This window comes from Peribacillus sp. NPDC101480 (genome assembly GCF_050277335.1).
Lineage (GTDB): Bacteria > Bacillota > Bacilli > Bacillales > DSM-1321 > Peribacillus.
Genome location: NZ_JBNNSB010000004.1, coordinates 549,195 through 566,865, shown reverse-complemented (window position 1 = coordinate 566,865; position 17,671 = coordinate 549,195). Strand labels below are relative to the sequence as shown.

The 17,671-nt window shown below is 41.2% G+C and carries 17 protein-coding genes; all 17 read right to left on the bottom strand.

Features of this window, described 5'->3' with window-relative positions:
• Positions 1-84: 84 nt before the first annotated feature.
• The 17 genes from ACQKMF_RS17070 to ACQKMF_RS16990 all read right to left on the bottom strand — a co-directional run bounded on the left by ACQKMF_RS17070 (position 85) and on the right by ACQKMF_RS16990 (position 17,651).
• Positions 85-624 (bottom strand): outer spore coat protein CotE, encoded by a 540-nt coding sequence (locus ACQKMF_RS17070; protein WP_034313495.1) that lies wholly within the window; start codon positions 622-624, stop codon positions 85-87.
• A gap of 212 nt (positions 625-836) precedes the next feature.
• Positions 837-1,265 (bottom strand): RicAFT regulatory complex protein RicA family protein, encoded by a 429-nt coding sequence (locus ACQKMF_RS17065; protein ID WP_101224709.1) that lies wholly within the window; start codon positions 1,263-1,265, stop codon positions 837-839.
• 1 nt (position 1,266) lies between these two features.
• Positions 1,267-2,811, bottom strand: coding sequence for a tRNA (N6-isopentenyl adenosine(37)-C2)-methylthiotransferase MiaB (gene miaB / locus ACQKMF_RS17060; protein ID WP_101224708.1), 1,545 nt, complete (start codon positions 2,809-2,811; stop codon positions 1,267-1,269).
• Positions 2,812-3,155: 344 nt separating this feature from the next.
• On the bottom strand, positions 3,156-4,196 hold the full coding sequence (gene tdh, locus ACQKMF_RS17055; protein ID WP_427574183.1) for an L-threonine 3-dehydrogenase: 1,041 nt from the start codon (positions 4,194-4,196) through the stop codon (positions 3,156-3,158).
• Positions 4,197-4,432: 236 nt separating this feature from the next.
• Entirely contained in the window at positions 4,433-4,561 is a 129-nt protein-coding gene (locus ACQKMF_RS17050) for a hypothetical protein (protein WP_427574143.1), read from the bottom strand.
• Positions 4,562-4,863: 302 nt separating this feature from the next.
• On the bottom strand, positions 4,864-5,730 hold the full coding sequence (locus ACQKMF_RS17045) for a 2-oxoacid:ferredoxin oxidoreductase subunit beta (protein WP_057278380.1): 867 nt from the start codon (positions 5,728-5,730) through the stop codon (positions 4,864-4,866).
• Complete coding sequence (locus tag ACQKMF_RS17040; protein WP_101224707.1) at positions 5,717-7,474, bottom strand: 2-oxoacid:acceptor oxidoreductase subunit alpha; 1,758 nt, start codon at positions 7,472-7,474, stop codon at positions 5,717-5,719. The genes ACQKMF_RS17045 and ACQKMF_RS17040 overlap by 14 nt, the downstream gene beginning before the upstream one ends.
• A 216-nt stretch (positions 7,475-7,690) precedes the next feature.
• Positions 7,691-8,626, bottom strand: coding sequence for a dipeptidase (locus tag ACQKMF_RS17035; protein ID WP_402941876.1), 936 nt, complete (start codon positions 8,624-8,626; stop codon positions 7,691-7,693).
• A gap of 133 nt (positions 8,627-8,759) precedes the next feature.
• Positions 8,760-9,020 (bottom strand): stage V sporulation protein SpoVS, encoded by a 261-nt coding sequence (gene spoVS / locus ACQKMF_RS17030; protein ID WP_029281188.1) that lies wholly within the window; start codon positions 9,018-9,020, stop codon positions 8,760-8,762.
• A 174-nt stretch (positions 9,021-9,194) separates the two neighbouring features.
• Positions 9,195-9,992, bottom strand: a complete 798-nt coding sequence (locus ACQKMF_RS17025; protein WP_402941875.1) for a TIGR00282 family metallophosphoesterase — start codon at positions 9,990-9,992, stop codon at positions 9,195-9,197.
• Positions 9,993-10,144: 152 nt separating this feature from the next.
• On the bottom strand, positions 10,145-11,704 hold the full coding sequence (gene rny, locus ACQKMF_RS17020) for a ribonuclease Y (protein ID WP_063231807.1): 1,560 nt from the start codon (positions 11,702-11,704) through the stop codon (positions 10,145-10,147).
• Positions 11,705-12,046: 342 nt separating this feature from the next.
• The gene (gene recA / locus ACQKMF_RS17015; RefSeq protein ID WP_101224704.1) at positions 12,047-13,093 is read right to left on the bottom strand and encodes a recombinase RecA; all 1,047 of its coding nucleotides are present in this window, start codon (positions 13,091-13,093) and stop codon (positions 12,047-12,049) included.
• 349 nt (positions 13,094-13,442) lie between these two features.
• Positions 13,443-14,675, bottom strand: coding sequence for a competence/damage-inducible protein A (locus tag ACQKMF_RS17010; protein ID WP_402941873.1), 1,233 nt, complete (start codon positions 14,673-14,675; stop codon positions 13,443-13,445).
• A gap of 23 nt (positions 14,676-14,698) precedes the next feature.
• Positions 14,699-15,283: a CDP-diacylglycerol--glycerol-3-phosphate 3-phosphatidyltransferase gene (gene pgsA, locus ACQKMF_RS17005; RefSeq protein ID WP_034313524.1), complete on the bottom strand. Its 585-nt coding sequence runs from the start codon at positions 15,281-15,283 to the stop codon at positions 14,699-14,701.
• Positions 15,284-15,447: 164 nt separating this feature from the next.
• A complete protein-coding gene (locus tag ACQKMF_RS17000) occupies positions 15,448-16,353 on the bottom strand; it encodes a helix-turn-helix domain-containing protein (protein WP_232782996.1) in 906 nt (301 codons plus the stop codon).
• 8 nt (positions 16,354-16,361) lie between these two features.
• Positions 16,362-17,153: a DUF3388 domain-containing protein gene (locus tag ACQKMF_RS16995; RefSeq protein ID WP_034313530.1), complete on the bottom strand. Its 792-nt coding sequence runs from the start codon at positions 17,151-17,153 to the stop codon at positions 16,362-16,364.
• A 240-nt stretch (positions 17,154-17,393) separates the two neighbouring features.
• A complete protein-coding gene (locus ACQKMF_RS16990) occupies positions 17,394-17,651 on the bottom strand; it encodes a DUF3243 domain-containing protein (protein ID WP_101224701.1) in 258 nt (85 codons plus the stop codon).
• Between the last annotated feature and the right edge of the window lie 20 nt (positions 17,652-17,671).

Genomic DNA, 17,671 nt, shown 5'->3' with positions numbered 1-17,671 from the left:
TTCCCAGCCCTGCAAGGACTTGTCCCGCTTCAAATTAAATAAGACCGGATGAAGGGAATGTCATCCGGTATTAATTTCTATATTCTATTCATCTTCGAATTCATCAAGGAAATCCGGATCTAAATCTTCGAAATCCTCATCATCGAAATCAGAGCCCCAGTCATCCTCACAGCGGCCATCTGGACTTACAGCGACACAAATTTTCGTTTCGCCGACGACTTCCACAAAGAATTCCCTTTCCACATGGACAATGATTTTTTGTCCACATGGGGAGATGCAAGCTTCTAAACAATTCGGCTGTTGGACAGCTTTTGCAACGATTTCATGGTCATCAAGACAATCGGGATCACGGTATTTCAGCGAAATAACGTCGGTATATTGCACTTTTTCAGTTACAACTTCCGTTTTTGAATTTTGGTTATAGGAATACCAGACGTTGATTTCGTAGCTGCCGTGAATTTCTACCTTTTTGCCGACTTTCTTTGCATCGTATTTATGGTTGATGATCCAACAACCTAGAATGCTAGAAGGATGATGAGCCGGGCAAATGGTGTGAGAGGACTTTGTGAATTTGCGTCCTTTTGCCACCACCGCTTTAGTAATTATCTCTCTATATTGTGACATGCTAGCGAACCCTCCTCATACAGTTTCCATTCATCCTATGCGTGGTAAAAGTCTAGTGTGCGTAGAATTTTAATTGTTTGAAAACTGCTGTAATGTTTTAAACCTAGGTTATTTTATGCGCATGTTTTGGGATATGTGTCACGAATGGGCACTGTATAAGGATTTCCGCATCTAAAAAAGCCCTTCTGAAATCAGAAGGGCTTTTTTAATATTTATGAACAGCTTCCGCCGCCTGCTTGTACCTTTGAACCTGTCTCACCGCGAAGGACGTCTCCCTCAGTCGATTCAATAATCAGGTCCGTCACCTTATTCGATACCTGTGATGAAACCATTTGTAAAAGGTCATTTACATCCACCTGGGATTGTTTGAATTCTTGCACGATCGGAAGTTCATCCAATTGTTTTTCCAGTGCATCAATCTTGGCCTGAACTTGACTGTATGCTTTTTCTTTGCCGTAATGCTGGAAGTTTACTGCCTGTTTTTGTAAGCTCTTGATACTGGCGATCATTTCACGGATTTTTTGGTTTTCATTGATGTGTGCTTCAGCCCGTTTAAAGAAATCGACTTCTTCCGTGCTTGCGATCATTTCAGCAAGCTCGGCAGCTTTGTTCAGAATGTCATCTTTAGTATATTTCGTCATATTACTCCACCTCAATCGCCGTTGCTTCTTCAACCATATCCCCATTCAGTGACCATGTTTTCGTTCCGGTGATTTTCACTTTTACGATTTGGCCAATAGCGGATTTTGGTCCTTTGAAGTTCACGAGCTTATTTTTCGTTGTATAACCTGCTAATACTTCCGCATTCTTCTTGCTTTCGCCTTCAACGAGCACTTCAACAATCTGTCCATCATACTCCTTCATTTTCAATGCACACGTTTCATTGACAAGGGCGTTCAAGCGTTGCAGACGTTCCTTTTTCACTTCCATCGGTACATTATCCTGCATTTTCGCAGCCGGTGTTCCCTCACGTGGTGAATAGATGTAAGTATATGCTGCATCGAAACCAACTTCACGGTATAAGGACATCGTTTCTTCAAAGTGCTCTTCCGTTTCATTCGGATAACCTACAATGATGTCAGTGGTTAGCGATACACTTGGGATAGCTTCCTTGATTTTTTTTACTAGCTCTAGATATTGTTCACGTGTATATTTACGGGCCATGATTTTAAGTGTGTCCGTACTACCCGATTGAACTGGAAGATGAATATGGTCAACGAGATTACCGCCCTTAGCCAATACTTCAATCAAGTGATCATCAAAATCACGGGGATGACTTGTCGTAAAACGAATACGCGGAATATCGATTTTGCGGATTTCATCCATCAAATCACCGAAACGGTATTCGATATCCGTAAAATCTTTACCATAAGCATTCACATTCTGTCCAAGCAGAGTTATTTCCTTGTAACCCTGTGCTGCTAAATGACGGACCTCCTGTATAATATCTCCAGGCCTGCGGCTTCTTTCTTTTCCTCTTGTGTACGGTACGATGCAGTATGTACAAAACTTATCGCAGCCATACATGATATTGACCCATGCCTTCGTTTTTCCTTTACGCACTTTCGGAAGGTTCTCGATTACATCACCTTCTTTAGACCAAACCTCAATGACCATTTCCTTTGAAAGATAAGCTTCATTAAGAATTTGCGGCAGGCGGTGGATATTATGCGTTCCGAAAATCATATCTACAAAATGGTGCTTCTCTAGGATCCGCTTTACAACTGACTCCTCTTGTGACATACAACCGCAAACCCCAAGCAATAGATCCGGCTTTTCCAATTTCAATGATTTTAAATGCCCCAATTCACCGAACACTTTATTCTCTGCGCCTTCCCGAATCGCACAAGTGTTAAGTAAAATGACGTTAGCATCATCCACGGTGTCTGTCGGCCGATAACCAAGTGCCATAAAGATGCCCGCCATGACTTCTGTATCATGTTCGTTCATTTGACAGCCATAAGTACGAATGTAAAACTTTTTACCTTCTCCCATTCCACGGAAACCTTCAGGAATGGCAAAGTCATCATGATATTCTACTTCTTCTTTTCCTCGCTTTTTCGCATCTTTTAAGGAAGGCGGAATATAAACGGCTTGAAAGTATTTACTGAAGTCCTTTTCGGATTTTTTGTCCGCTGGATTCTCAGCCTGTACTTGTTGTGATTCTAATCGTTGTTTCTCGTTCATAGTTAATCTCCTTTCAAAATAGTTAGTTTATTTCTTTCACCAACTATTTCAAGACCTATCTTCTAATGGTTTTATACGGATTCCTTTTTAGGAATTACCAGTAAATATTTGCTTTTAAGTGTGATATATCCACATTATTATAGTATAAAGCTTTTAACAGCAAGAAACAATCATTCTGTCATGGCTTCTTGAATTGTAAGAAATTTTTCACAAATTCGGAAAATAAGAACAGGAAAGAAGAGGCTAATTTCGTCTTAGCCTCTTCTTATCATTTTGTGGATGACGCCTTCCCCTTCAAAATTTTTCAATTGCTGACATTGTAATTTCACTTTTTAAGATGATGTTTAAGGTATCAGGAGTACCTTACCGCATTGACCTTTGATCATCAGTTCAAATCCCTTTTCAAAATCGCTTAGTGGAAAACGGTGGGTAATCATTGGTTTTACATCAACCTTGCCACTTTCAAGCAGGCTTGAAACCTGTTGCCAGGTTGAAAACATCTTCCTTCCTGTTATTCCTTGGACAGTAAGGCCCTTGAATACTATATCCTCCGTTATATTAAGGGTGACGGGCTTAGAAGGCAGACTTAAAATTGAAATTCTACCACCATTTGTCGCCATCTTAAACCCTTGTTGGATAGCAGTGGGATTACCGCTCATTTCGCAAACGACATCCACCCCATCGGCATTTGTGAGGCTTTTCGTGATTTTCAATGGATCCTGTTTAATTGAATGAATGAGGTCTGTCGCACCCATCTTTTTGGCCAGCTGAAGTCGATAATCATTAATATCAAGAGCGATTACTTTATCAGCACCTGCGGCCTTTGCTACAGCAATCGCCATCAGCCCGATTGGACCACAGCCGATTATTGCCACCGTTTTACCCAGCACCTCGCCAGCTAGCACGGAATGGACTGCATTGCCCATCGGTTCTTGTATGGTAGCCATATCAAGTGGCATATCACTTGGATTTTTCCATAAATTTTTGGCGGGCAGAGCTATATACTCTGCAAAGCATCCTTGTTTATCGACACCGATAATGTTTGTTTTTTTACAAATATGGAATTGCCCGGTTAAGCACTGCCTGCAAGTGCCGCAAACTATATGTGTTTCTGCAGATACGCAATCACCAACCGAAACATTGCTTACACTTGCTCCTATCTCCATTACTTCCCCAGCAAATTCGTGCCCAAATACGTATGGTGGATTCACTCTTCCCTGCGACCATTCATCCCAGGTGAAAATATGAATATCCGTTCCACATATCGAGGTCATCTTCACTCGAATCAAGACCTCGTCATCACGAATATCCGGTATATCGACAACTTGTAATTGGGCCCCATAACCTCGGTGGTGTTTGACGACGGCTTTCATATTACCTCTCAACATGTACATTCCCCCTGAAATAGGGCTGCTCTCTTCATCTACCTTAATATGTAAAGATATGAAAAACTAAATAAAAAAATACCATAATCACTTTTGTACCGACCTTTTCACATTAATAATGATGATTTTTAGGGCATTCGTACATTTTTGTTAAATGGGTCATGTTTCTATAGCATCTTGTCCGCTCTCGAATAAGATATCTTGTAAGACAAAATTATGAAGGAGTGACTTATATGTCATGTGGATGCAATAATCACGATCATCATGATCGGGACCGCGATCGGGACAGAGATAACGATAGAATCGCAAACAATTTTTGTCGTGCTGTGAGGGGCTGTAATAGGCGTGACCGCGATCACCATCACGATTGCGATCACCACCACGATCGGGATCGGGATCGGGATCGGGACAACGATAGAATCGCAGACGATTTTTGTCGTGCTGTGAGAGGCTGTAATAGGCGCGACCACGACCGCGACCGTGATCGGGACCGTGATCGGGACCGCCATTGTCACAGAAGGAACCGTTGTAATATCTTCGGCGGTGGATGCAATAACGGTTGGTGGTAAGCTAATTTAGAGAGTATAGTGATTCTCTATACTTGAAGCTTTCCAATTAGTCACACAAAAAGGTTCACCCCATCTTTAGGGGTGAACCTTTTAACTTTTTACATAAATTCAGCAACAAGCTTATCAAAGTGCGCTTGATCCAGTGTCAGATCTGATTTATTTAACGCTTTTTCAGCATACCCTGGCACTAATTCCTGGTACGAAGGGCGTGAAGAGTCTTGATAAATAATCCCTGTTACAAGGCTGTCATGCTGCATCAAAGTCTGCATGGCCTGTTCTTTATTTGATGAATCATAGCCTTCAATCGTGTTCAATTTAGTCAAGTTTTGTTTAAACCAATCATACGTATTGATTTTATTGTATGTTACGCAAGGAGAGAAAACATTGATAAAGGAGAACCCTTTATGATTTATCCCTGCTTCAATGATCGCCGTCAGGTCTTTCAAGTCTGTGGAAAAGCTTTGGGCAACAAACGTAGCGCCAGCTGATAATGCTAATTCCATAGGTGAAACAGCCTGTTCTATTGATCCTTCTGGAGTGGATTTTGTTTTAAATCCAGCAGCGGACCTAGGAGAAGTCTGGCCTTTTGTCAATCCATAAATTTGGTTATCCATGACAATATACGTAATGTCGATATTACGGCGGATCGCATGGATGGTGTGACCCATCCCGATTGCAAAACCATCTCCGTCACCGCCTGAAGCTATAACGGTCAATTCACGGTTGGCCATTTTTACTCCTTGGGCAATTGGCAGTGAGCGGCCATGGATACCATGGAAACCATAGGACTTGATGTAACCGGATATACGACCTGAACAGCCGATACCGGAAACAACGGCCAAATTTTCCGGCTCCAATCCTACATTGGCTGCCGCACGCTGCATGGCAGCCTGAACGGAGAAATCTCCACAGCCAGGACACCAGTTAGGTTTTACATCATTCCGAAACTCTTTAAACGTTGCCATATTCGAACATCTCCTTGCATTGTGTGTGAATTTCATGCGGGAGGAATGGGTTGCCATCATATTTTAGGATGCTTTTAATTTTATTAACATGTCCGACATTCATCTTGATGATATTAGCCAATTGTCCAGTCGCATTATTTTCAATAACTACTACTTTCTTAGCACTTTGCACCAATGATAGGACTTCATCAGCTGGGAAAGGATGAATCAAACGGATCTGCGCATGATTCACTTTCATTCCATCCGTTTCTAACCGGCCGATCGCTTCATCAATCGTCCCGCGTGTTGAGTTAAAGCCAAGAATTAATAAATCCGCTTCTTCATGCGGTGTGTTTTTGTATACTGGTGTTTGGAATGTGTTAGTTAAATTATTCAGCTTACGCATCCGTTTATCCATTTGCAATTTACGATTCAAAGCCGTCTCGGAAGGTCTTCCCGTTTCATCATGTTCAACACCCGTAACATGGTGAATTCCATTTTTCATACCAGGCACTACACGCGGTGAGACTCCGTCTTCCGTTACTTCATAACGCTTGAAGTAAGATTTGTCTTCAGCCTCTTCAATTTCAAAGTCCACCAATTTCCCGCGTCTTATCTCCACTTTGCCGTAATCAAGCGGCTGAACGGTTTGTTTACCTAATGATAGCTGTAAGTCGGATAGAACGATAACTGGACATTGATATTCCTCTGCAAGGTTGAATGCTTCCGCCGTATCATAAAAAGCTTCCTCAACAGTACTCGGAGCCATGACGATTTTAGGTATTTCACCATGTGTACCATAAATCATGGCCATTAAATCGGATTGCTCCTGTTTTGTAGGAAGACCCGTAGATGGACCGCCACGTTGAGTATCGACGATGACAATTGGCGTTTCGGTAATGCCCGCTAAACCAATCGCTTCCATTTTCAAGGAAAGTCCAGGTCCAGCTGAAGCTGTGATGGCACGTACACCGCCATAGTTTGCACCGATTGCCATTGTAGCCGCCGCGATTTCATCTTCAGTCTGGATGACCGTTCCTCCAAATTGAGGAAGTTTTTTAATTAAGTATTCCATAATTTCCGAGGCAGGAGTAATCGGATAAGCTGCCATAAAGCGGCAACCGCCTGCAACTGCTCCTAAAGCGATAGCATCGTTTCCAATCATGAACATGCGTTTTTGGCCGTCTGCCTTTTCCAGCTCCATTGCGCCCAGTTTTTCTCCAAGCAACACTTCCATTGCCTTATAGCCAGCAGTAATGGCATCCATATTCTTCTTGACGATTTCTTCACCCTTACGGCCGAATATTTCATCAACCACATCGTTGAATACGGAAATTTCCATGCCTAGAACAGCACATGTCGCACCGATGGCGACCATATTTTTCATTAATGATGTTCCTAATTCGGCTGCTATTTCCGTAAAGGGAACAATATATAATTCTGCCTTTGTATCTTCTGGGCAGACAGGTTTGAATTTTGCATCTGCAATTATGATGCCACCCTCATGTAATTCTTTATAATTGACGTCAATTGTTTCTTGGTCAAAAGCAACTAAGATGTCTAAATCATCAGAGATAGCACGAGTTTCCGTAGTACTTACACGAATTTTGTTATTCGTGTGTCCACCCTTGATTCGGGATGAGAAATGACGGTAGCCATACAAGTAATAACCTAAGCGATTGAGGGCAATACAGAATATTTCTCCTGTACTTTCAATACCTTCACCTTGTTGTCCGCCAACTTTCCATGAAAGTTGATTGATCATGTCTTACACTCCTTTAGGACGTTCGTATATAAATGCATTTAACCGCACCTCTCTTCAGAACATTCAACTATGTAAAATTATCGTTCTAATTTAGGAAAGGTGTACTAAACGCTTTCAATTCTATCGGTTAAATCATCAAATTGCAACCTTTTTGCTTTTATTTTTTATATTTTCAGAATATTTATTCATATCTTTATAGTAAGAATTGAAAATCACTTAAGATATTTCCTTTCCAAGCGGAAAATTACGAGTGAAATTATCAAAAAGGAGACCTTTTACAATCTCACTGGAATAAAGCCTGTTCAGTTCATTTATTAAGTTATGATAATCATTATATGACAATAAATTTTCTACCATATGATCGATTCCATCGAAGTCAGACCCTAATCCAATTTGTCTTTCCCCTCCCAAACTGCATATATGCTCAATATGTTTCAGGATATCCTTTATCGTAGCCGATTCACCATTTGCCAGAAATTGCGGGACAAAGGTTACGCCGATCACCCCATTTTTCTGTAAAAGGGCTTTTATCTGCCCGTCTTTTAAATTTCGCGGATGCGGACAAAGATGATAAGCATTCGAATGGGAGGCAATTGGGAATTTAGCCAAATTTAAGGTGTCCCAAAATCCCGCTTCGGATAAATGGGATAAATCGCACCAAATCGACTTCTCATTCAATTGCGCGACCACCTCGGTTCCAAACCCCGTCAAGCCGCCCCCTCTTGTTTCTAATGCCCCATCCGCTACCAAGTTGGCGTAATTCCAAGTTAGGCCTACGGAGGACACGCCAAGATGAATGAGGATTTTCAGTTTCAACAAATCATTCCCGATGCAATCACACCCCTCCAAAGTAAGCATTGCACCTATTTCCTTTTCTTTTAAAGATTCGATGTCTGCCTTGGTCTTTATAAATTTCATTTCCGGCTCTGATAAAATCTTTTCATGAAAAATATCCACCATCGCCAAAGCCGCTTGAAATCTCATATCAGGGTGGACTTTTTCAGGAATATATATTGCAAAACATTGGACCTTTCCCCCTTCATCCAATAATCCCCGCTTTGTTATATGTAATTTATCACTATTTGCAAATGAAATATCCGGATCGATGAACATCTTCATCAGTACATCACAATGGGCATCAAAAATTGTCAATGTAATCCCCCTTCCTGTGTCTTTTAATGATTCTATATTCCATTATAAAGGGATATGGATTTTTCGTCATTTGGATTTCACGACAAAAAAGAGCCTGCTCGCCTTCCGACAAACAGGGCATCCAAACATGGAGTTATCTTGGTTCAATGATTAGTTTTATTGCCGTTCGTTCTTCGCCATCAATAAGTATATCTGTAAAGGCAGGAATACAAATCAAGTCAACTCCACTAGGTGCGACAAACCCTCTTGCGATTGCTACTGCCTTGACGGCTTGATTTAACGCACCTGCACCGATTGCTTGAATTTCGGCTGCTCCTCTTTCCCTGAGCACTCCCGCTAGTGCGCCTGCTACAGAATTAGGATTAGATTTTGCTGAAACTTTTAATATTTCCATTCCTAGTCCTCCTTGTTTTCCCTGCCGATTCTAACTTGGCTCAATAGTTATAACACTTTCCACTGCTACTATATTCATCAAGTAAAACTTGTATGACAAAGAAAACCGGGATTGTCCACCATTTATTAATGAATGGAAAAAAGGATGGCCAGTTTGACTGTCCATCCTTTCCAATCAATGATAAAAGGGGTGATCTTCGTTAATCAGTATCCTTTCTATTTTTTTAGCCTTGCCAGTTTTATCATCAATTTCAAGGAGTATCCCACTTAATAGGGTCCGCCCCTCTTTTGGCACTTCAAAACGAGCAGGAAGGCTAGTTAGGAACCGATGAATGACTGCATCTCTTCCCATACCAAGGATGCCATCATATGGTCCTGTCATGCCTACATCTGATATGTAAGCGGTGCCTCCAGGCAATATACGGTTATCTGCTGTCTGGACGTGTGTGTGTGTACCGACAACGGCTGTAACCTTCCCATCCAGGAACCACCCCATAGCCTGCTTCTCACTTGTAGCTTCTCCATGAAAATCGACAAAGATGATTGGTGTCCTTTTTTGAGCCTCCGCCACGAGTTCTTCAGCTTTTTTGAACGGACAATCCAAATCCGGCATGAATGTTCTCGCTTGCAAATTGATGACCGCTATTTCATACTGGTTCAATTTTATAAATTTCATTCCTTCTCCAGGTGCCCCGTCTGGAAAGTTCGCTGGACGGACGAGATATTTCGCTTCATCAATAAAATTGAAGATTTCACGATTATCCCATGTATGGTTTCCCATGGTCACCGCCTGTGCTCCCCACTCTAAAAAACTGCGGTAAATCTTTTCTGTAATCCCCCGACCACTTGCTGCATTCTCGCCATTGATGACCGTGATGTGCGGACGATACTTTTCTTTTAACTTAGGAAGGTATTCTTGGATCATGTCACGACCAGGAGACCCCACCACATCTCCAATAAATAGCAATTTCATTGTAAAACCCTTTCTAGATTCACCTAATTATATGAATTATTCAAGTATGTATTGTAACATAATTTGGGGTAATTATAGGAATTACGCTTAACGATTAATATCCGAAAAAGAAAAAACGAAGTGGTTTGCACCACTTCGTTTTTCATTAACGATTATTTAGCGTATTCGACTGCTCTTGTTTCACGGATGACCGTGACTTTTATATGACCAGGGTAATCGAGCTCTTCTTCAATCCTTTTCCGGATATCACGTGCGAGTCGATGGGCCGAAAGATCATCAATTTGTTCTGGTTTCACTAGAATCCGCACTTCTCGTCCGGCTTGAATCGCAAATGATTTTTCCACTCCATCATAGGATTCGGAAATTTCCTCAAGTTTTTCAAGTCTTCTAATGTAATTTTCAAGCGTTTCACTTCTAGCTCCCGGTCTTGCAGCTGATAATGCATCAGCGGCAGCCACAAGCACTGAAATGATGGAAGTTGGTTCAGTATCGCCATGATGTGAAGCGATGCTGTTAATGACAGTTGGATGCTCTTTATATTTGGTTGCTAATTCAACGCCAATTTCAACGTGACTGCCTTCCACTTCATGATCAATCGCTTTCCCAATATCATGCAGTAAACCTGCACGGCGGGCAAGAACTTCATCCTCTCCAAGCTCAGCGGCCAGTAAACCTGAAAGCTGGGCCACTTCAATTGAATGTTTAAGTACGTTTTGCCCATAACTAGTACGGAACTTCAAACGTCCTAAAATTTTGATGAGATCTGGATGGAGACCGTGAACTCCAACTTCAAAAGTCGTTTGTTCACCAATTTCACGAATATGTTCATCTACCTCACGTCTTGCTTTGTCAACCATTTCTTCAATGCGGGCCGGATGGATCCTTCCGTCCTGAACAAGTTTCTCAAGAGCCAAGCGTGCCGTTTCCCGTCTAATTGGATCGAATCCAGATAAAATGACAGCTTCAGGAGTATCATCGATAATAAGGTCAATACCTGTTAGCGTTTCTAACGTCCGGATATTTCGTCCTTCACGTCCGATTATCCGTCCTTTCATTTCATCGTTTGGAAGATTTACTACAGAAACGGTGGTTTCTGCAACATGATCAGCCGCACAACGCTGAATGGCAAGAGAAAGAACTTCTTTTGCTTTTTTATCAGCTTCTTCTTTGGCACGGGTATCACTTTCTTTAATCATAAGCGCTACATCGTGAGCAAGCTCGTTTTCCATTCGGTCTATAATGATTGCTTTAGCTTCTTCACGAGTTAAACCGGAAACACGTTCAAGCTCTGTTTGCTGCTTACGAACCGTCTCGTCCACTTTGCTTTCCATCTCTTCAATATGCTGTTGTCTTTGGTTTAGAGAATCTTCTTTTTTCTCCAAAAGGCTTTCACGTTTGTCTAACGTTTCATCCTTGCGGTCCAGATTCTCTTCTCTTTGCAATAACCGATTTTCTTGTTTTTGTAATTCGTTCCTTCTTTCACGGGCTTCCCGATCCGAATCGGCACGAACTTTATGAATTTCATCTTTTGCTTCCAACAAGGCTTCTTTCTTAAGTGCTTCCGCTTCACGTTTTGCATCCTCAAGGATGTGTTCAGCAGAGCCCTTTGCCCCTGCTATTTTACTCTCAAATTTTGATTTGTGAATAAAATAACCAACAACTGCACCGACGATTAGGCCAAGCAAAGTGAAGATGATTGTCATGGGTTCCATCGTTTCACCTCCCCTTGCTATGAACTTTTTACATAAAATGTTGAACTGTCGGCAAGTACATTGCACATAAATTCAATATACAGCACTTAATTTTCAAAATTTTAGTTTGAAAAATTGTAAAATATACATATTAATTGTATAGTTGAGAATTTTTATTGTCAAGCGTTTGTCCCTTATGTATCAATGATTATTCAAGTTTTCTCAATATCAACCATCATAATGTACAGCATTCTTTATGGAAAAGTTATTTCAATGCCATTTATTCAGCTGAAAATTTCACACTTTTCTCAAAATATATAGAAAAAGCCTAAGCGAACAAGCTTAGGCCTTTTCCAAATACCATTAATCAAGCAATTCAAAATGCTCTTCTGGTTCATTTTCTTCTGGCGGTAATTCATGCTCTCCATCGAGATTATAGTGATCTCTGATTTTCTGAGAAATTTCCTGAGCGATATCCTGATTTTCTTTCAAGAACAGCTTCGCATTTTCGCGGCCTTGTCCGACACGCTCTTCATTGTATGAATACCACGAGCCGCTTTTAAGGACGATATCAAGATCTGCACCCATATCGATGATTTCACCTTCCTGGGAAATCCCTTGACCATACATGATGTCAACTTCTGCTTGACGGAATGGTGGAGCAACCTTGTTTTTTACAACTTTGATTTTCGTTTTATTACCGACGATTTCATTACCCTGTTTTAATTGTTCCGCACGGCGCACTTCCAGACGAACAGTTGAATAGAACTTCAATGCCCGGCCTCCTGGAGTCGTTTCTGGATTCCCAAACATAACACCGATTTTTTCACGGACTTGGTTAATGAAAATGGCAATGGTATTTGATTTATTAATGGCACCAGACAGTTTTCTAAGCGCCTGGGACATCATCCGCGCTTGAAGACCCATATGGGAATCTCCCATTTCGCCTTCGATTTCAGCTTTAGGAACAAGTGCTGCCACCGAATCAATGACAATGATATCTACAGCTCCACTTCGAACTAATGCTTCAGCGATCTCCAAGGCCTGTTCACCCGTATCAGGCTGTGAAAGCAGTAAATCATCTATATTCACACCAAGTTTTTCTGAATATGCTGGATCTAAAGCATGCTCTGCATCAATGAATGCAGCCGTGCCGCCAGTCTTTTGTACTTCTGCAATAGCATGTAATGCAACAGTCGTTTTACCGGAGCTTTCAGGTCCATATATCTCAATGACCCGGCCTCTTGGATATCCGCCCACTCCCAATGCTACGTCCAATGCTAAAGAACCGCTTGAAATCGTTGAAATCCTACGATCAGACTGTTCCCCAAGTTTCATAATAGAACCTTTACCAAATTGTTTTTCAATTTGTTTTAATGCCATATCTAAAGCCGCTTGACGATCACTCACTCAATTTCCTCCTCTATATTCAAATAATCGGCTGTCCGATTAAAGGTGTACTTACGTTAGCAATTATTCGAGATCAAGGTTTGCATCCTGTCTCAAAACCTATCTTTACTATATACTCTTTTTACAATTTTGCCAAGCAAAAAGTCGAACATTCATTCGTTTTTTTCTTTCGGGGTATTCTCTGTAAAAAAGCGTTTTATCTTAAGGAAATCTCCATTTCCTTTCACTTTCTCCGTAAAAAAACCATTTTCATTGAATTAACTTTTTTCTTTTTTTCCCTATTTTTCAAGAAACAAACTTGCTAAAACCAAATAAAAAGCAGAGCTGTAAATAGCTCTGCTTTTAGCGCTTATAAATCCCTTAATAGGTAATGACAGCCGTACTTCACACTCCGAATCCGGTTTTGCGCCCTGCTTCCGGAAAGATTCAACTCCTTGAAATGAGTGTTTCCATCCCGATAGGAAATGCCAATGAATACTGTGCCTACAGGCTTGCCTTCTTGTTCATCCGGACCTGCAACACCCGTAAAGCTTATGCCTACATCCGCATCGAGCTTGCTCCGGACATTAGAGGCCATTTCCATTGCACACTCACCGCTGACCACCCCATGCTTAGATATGGTATCATCGCTGACGCCAAGGACGTTCGACTTCGCATCATTCGTATAGCAGACAATTCCGCCTTTGAAGACTTTACCGGCGCCAGGTATGGTTGTCAGCTGTTCTTGGAACATCCCACCGGTCAAGCTTTCAGCTGCCGCAATTGAAAGCTTGCGGACCGTTAATTCTTTTACAAGTTCCTTTATTAGTGAAGTATTATCACTTCCATAGTGGAACTTACCGACCCTGCTAAGAATTTCTTTTTCCGCTTCTAAAATAAGCTCTTCGCATTTTTCTTTAGAAGAGTCTTTAGCGGTGATCCTTAACGTCACTTCCCCTTCGGCTGCCAGCGGAGCAATTGTCGGATTCGTTTGATTGACAAGAAGATCTTCAATCACCGTTTCCAGTTCGGCTTCACCTATACCGTAGAACCGAAGAACCTTGGAATCGATCCGTTCATGCTTTTCCAGTTTATTCATGATCTTTTCATAACCATAACTTAAAAACATCGGCTCCATTTCACTTGGCGGACCAGGGAGAAGCATATATGTAATCCCAGATTTGGACAAGACCATTCCCGGTGCCATGCCATGATCGTTTGCCAACACTTCACTGCCTTCTAAGACAAGGGCCTGTTTTTTGTTGTTTTCCGTCATCGGCCGTTCCCGTTTTTGGAAGTAAGCTTCAATGGAATGCAAAGCTTCATCATTAAAAACGAGCTTTTTCCCTATATGGCGAGCAATCGTTTCTTTCGTTAAATCATCTTTGGTAGGACCGAGTCCACCGGTAAAGACAATCAAGTTCGCCCTAGATTCAGCGATTTCTATAGCCTGTTGTAAACGGCGATCGTTATCCCCGACCACAGTATGGTAAAAAACGTTGATCCCCATTTCCGCAAACTGCTGCGATAAGAACCTTCCATTAGTGTTATTGATTTGTCCTAAAAGAAGCTCTGAGCCCACTGCAATGATTTCTGCATCCATCTTTTCAAAACCACCATTCGTTTTTACTTTGAATTAACAAATACTTCTTTGTTTTTTATAAAATAATCCAAGCCTGACCAGATTGTAAAGATTAATGCAATCCACAATGCGATATTGGCAAATGGAAGTGAAATTAGGGCAAATGGGAGGTTATGCAGCAATAAAGCCGAAATAGAAACAATTTGTGCCCATGTTTTTATTTTACCAAGCTGGTTCGCTGCAACCACTTCCCCTGTACCCGCTAGCACCAAACGCAATCCGGTGACTGCAAACTCGCGACTTATGATCACGATGGCGATCCATGATTGACCGTACATTAAATCTAGATCAACCAAAACGATTAAGGCAGCCGAAACCAGAAGCTTATCAGCCAGTGGATCTAAAAATTTCCCTAAATCAGTAATCATATTATATTTTCTGGCAAAATGGCCATCGATCCAATCCGTAGTGGAAGCGATAATAAAGAGGATGGCTCCAGCTAAGTGTGCCACTGGCAAACTGTATTCTCCCCAAGTCAGCGTCCCCCATGAAAAAGGAACGAGCATGATGATTAAAAATACTGGTATTAAACAGATTCTTGCTACTGTAATCTTATTAGGCAGATTCAAAACTTTTACCTCCAAAATTTACGCCTGCCATTCGGGCCTGCGTCTTAGATCTAAAATACGCTTTTATGTATAATTTAACTCAAAATCCAATCTTATATGCCGGGTAATCCATTTCCCCGTCGCCTTACCATTAAATAGAGCAAAAATAGTCATCTATAAGATGACTATTCGGCTTTCGTAAATTGTATCGTAACCAATTGCGTATTCACTTCAGTCGGTGAAATGGAATACTCCAGCTTCTCATCATTCACATAAATCTCAGTTTCATATGCTCTGCCTATATTGATGACAGCTTCTTTTTCATTGGTGAAATCAATTTCCTGGCTTTTGTCCTTGTCGATAGTGCCCTGGAATAGTAATTTACCTTCACCATTTTTTATGCCGACCCATGGTGAGCCTTTTGAGGTCACCTTTAATTTAAAGGTATCGGTATTTTTTAACTCATACGTACTATTTTTACCGCTGGAACTTGTGACGGCAAGTTTTTGCTCTTTCTTTTCATCTTTGACAACTGCATCATCTTCATTCTTCTCATCAGATGACTCAGATTTTTCTTCCTGTTTTTTGTCTGCATTCTCTTTTTCTTCGTTAAACCCATCACTTTTATTGTAGCCCACAGCTTCATTCTCTTTAGCGTTCTTTTTATCATCATTATCAGGGTTACTCATATAATTCGATACCAGTACCCATATCAAAACGGCCGCACCAATTACTAAAACGACAGCCAGGATCTTCGGTAACATTTCAACAACCTTTGAATCTCCTGCCGGTATAGTTTTCCGGGATTGGACCCTTGAAAGCTGTTCTGGCAATTCCTCGCTATAGACTGATGGCACTTCACTTTTATATTGTTCGAAAATCTCTTCTGAATCCAGTCCGACCGCTTCACAATATTGCTTTATGAATGCCCGTACATAGAACTTTCCAGGCATCATACTGTAATTTCCCTCTTCAATGCCTATAAGGTAACGCTTTTGGATCTTCGTTAATTCCTGCAAATCTTCTAAGCTAAGGCCTTTGGCTTCCCTAGCTTCCTTTAATCGATTACCTAACTCAGTCAAATAAAACACCTGCCATTTTAAAAGTCAAAGGAACCAAAATCGGACCCTGAAAACTGGTCTTTTTGGTCGACAACTTCATATGTTATTTCTTCTTCAGGATTGTTTCGCAATTCAATAATATAATCAAAGTCTTCGAGGGTATACTCTGTATTTTGGACAAAAACATCCGGATGTTCGATTACTTTGACAGCATCAAGCCTCATTATTTCGCGAATCAACTGCCAATGACGCTCATTTGCACGGCGAGTGGAAACAATTCCATCTAAAATGAACAAATTATCATTATTATATTCATCCTCAATAAGCTGACTGCGGATAGTCTGCTTTAAAAGGGTCGATGACACAAACAACCATCTCTTATTAGCACATACACTCGAGGCTACGATGGATTCAGTTTTCCCGACACGAGGCATCCCTCGTATCCCGATCAATTTATGTCCTTCCTGTTTAAACAGCTCGGCCAGGAAATCGACAAGCAAGCCCAGTTCATCACGGACAAACCTAAAGGTGTTTTTCTCATCGGCATCGCGCTGAATATAACGTCCATGCCTGACTGCGAGGCGATCACGCAATTTAGGTTCCCTCAGCTTAATGACCTTTATCGTATCCATCGTACGGAGAATTGACTCGAATCTTTCTATATTACGGCTGTCTTTCGCCAACAAAAGTAAACCACGCCTGCCTTCATCGACCCCGTTAATGGTGATGATATTAATGGAAAGCATCCCCAGAAGGGATGAAATATCCCCTAATAAACCAGGACGGTTGACTTGGATTTCATATTCAAAATACCATTCTTTATTATCCACGATAACACTCCTTAAGCCTAAAAGCTTTTACCCTACTCAGGGGCAAAAAACTTATCCATCGTAAATTTCAAGGTCTGAACACTTTATATTAATTGTCTAGCTTCTATAATATAGCATTTCTTGATAAGTTAAAAGGAAAAACCCTAGAAAAATATTCATTTTTATATAAGAGGATAAATAATCATCCACTTAAATCCAAAAGGCCCTGTTATTTAATAACAGGGCCTTTGGAGGGATATTTTACTTCGTTCCATTGTTCTCGACTAACTTGACCATGACACTTGCCATAGCGTGTTTTTCTTGATCGCTTGCAACTGACCAAAGATCAGCAAGCACTTTCTCTTGATCATTCTGGGGCTCAACCTGATTAGCCAGGTAATCACCGATTTCGAAAGCCAAGTTGTTAACAGCGCCTTCTGACAAGCCTTGTTGTTCACCTTGATGTAATCTGTCGCCTAAAAAGTTTTTCCATTGATCCCAATTGTCCAGTACAGACATGAATGGTCACCCTTTCCTTC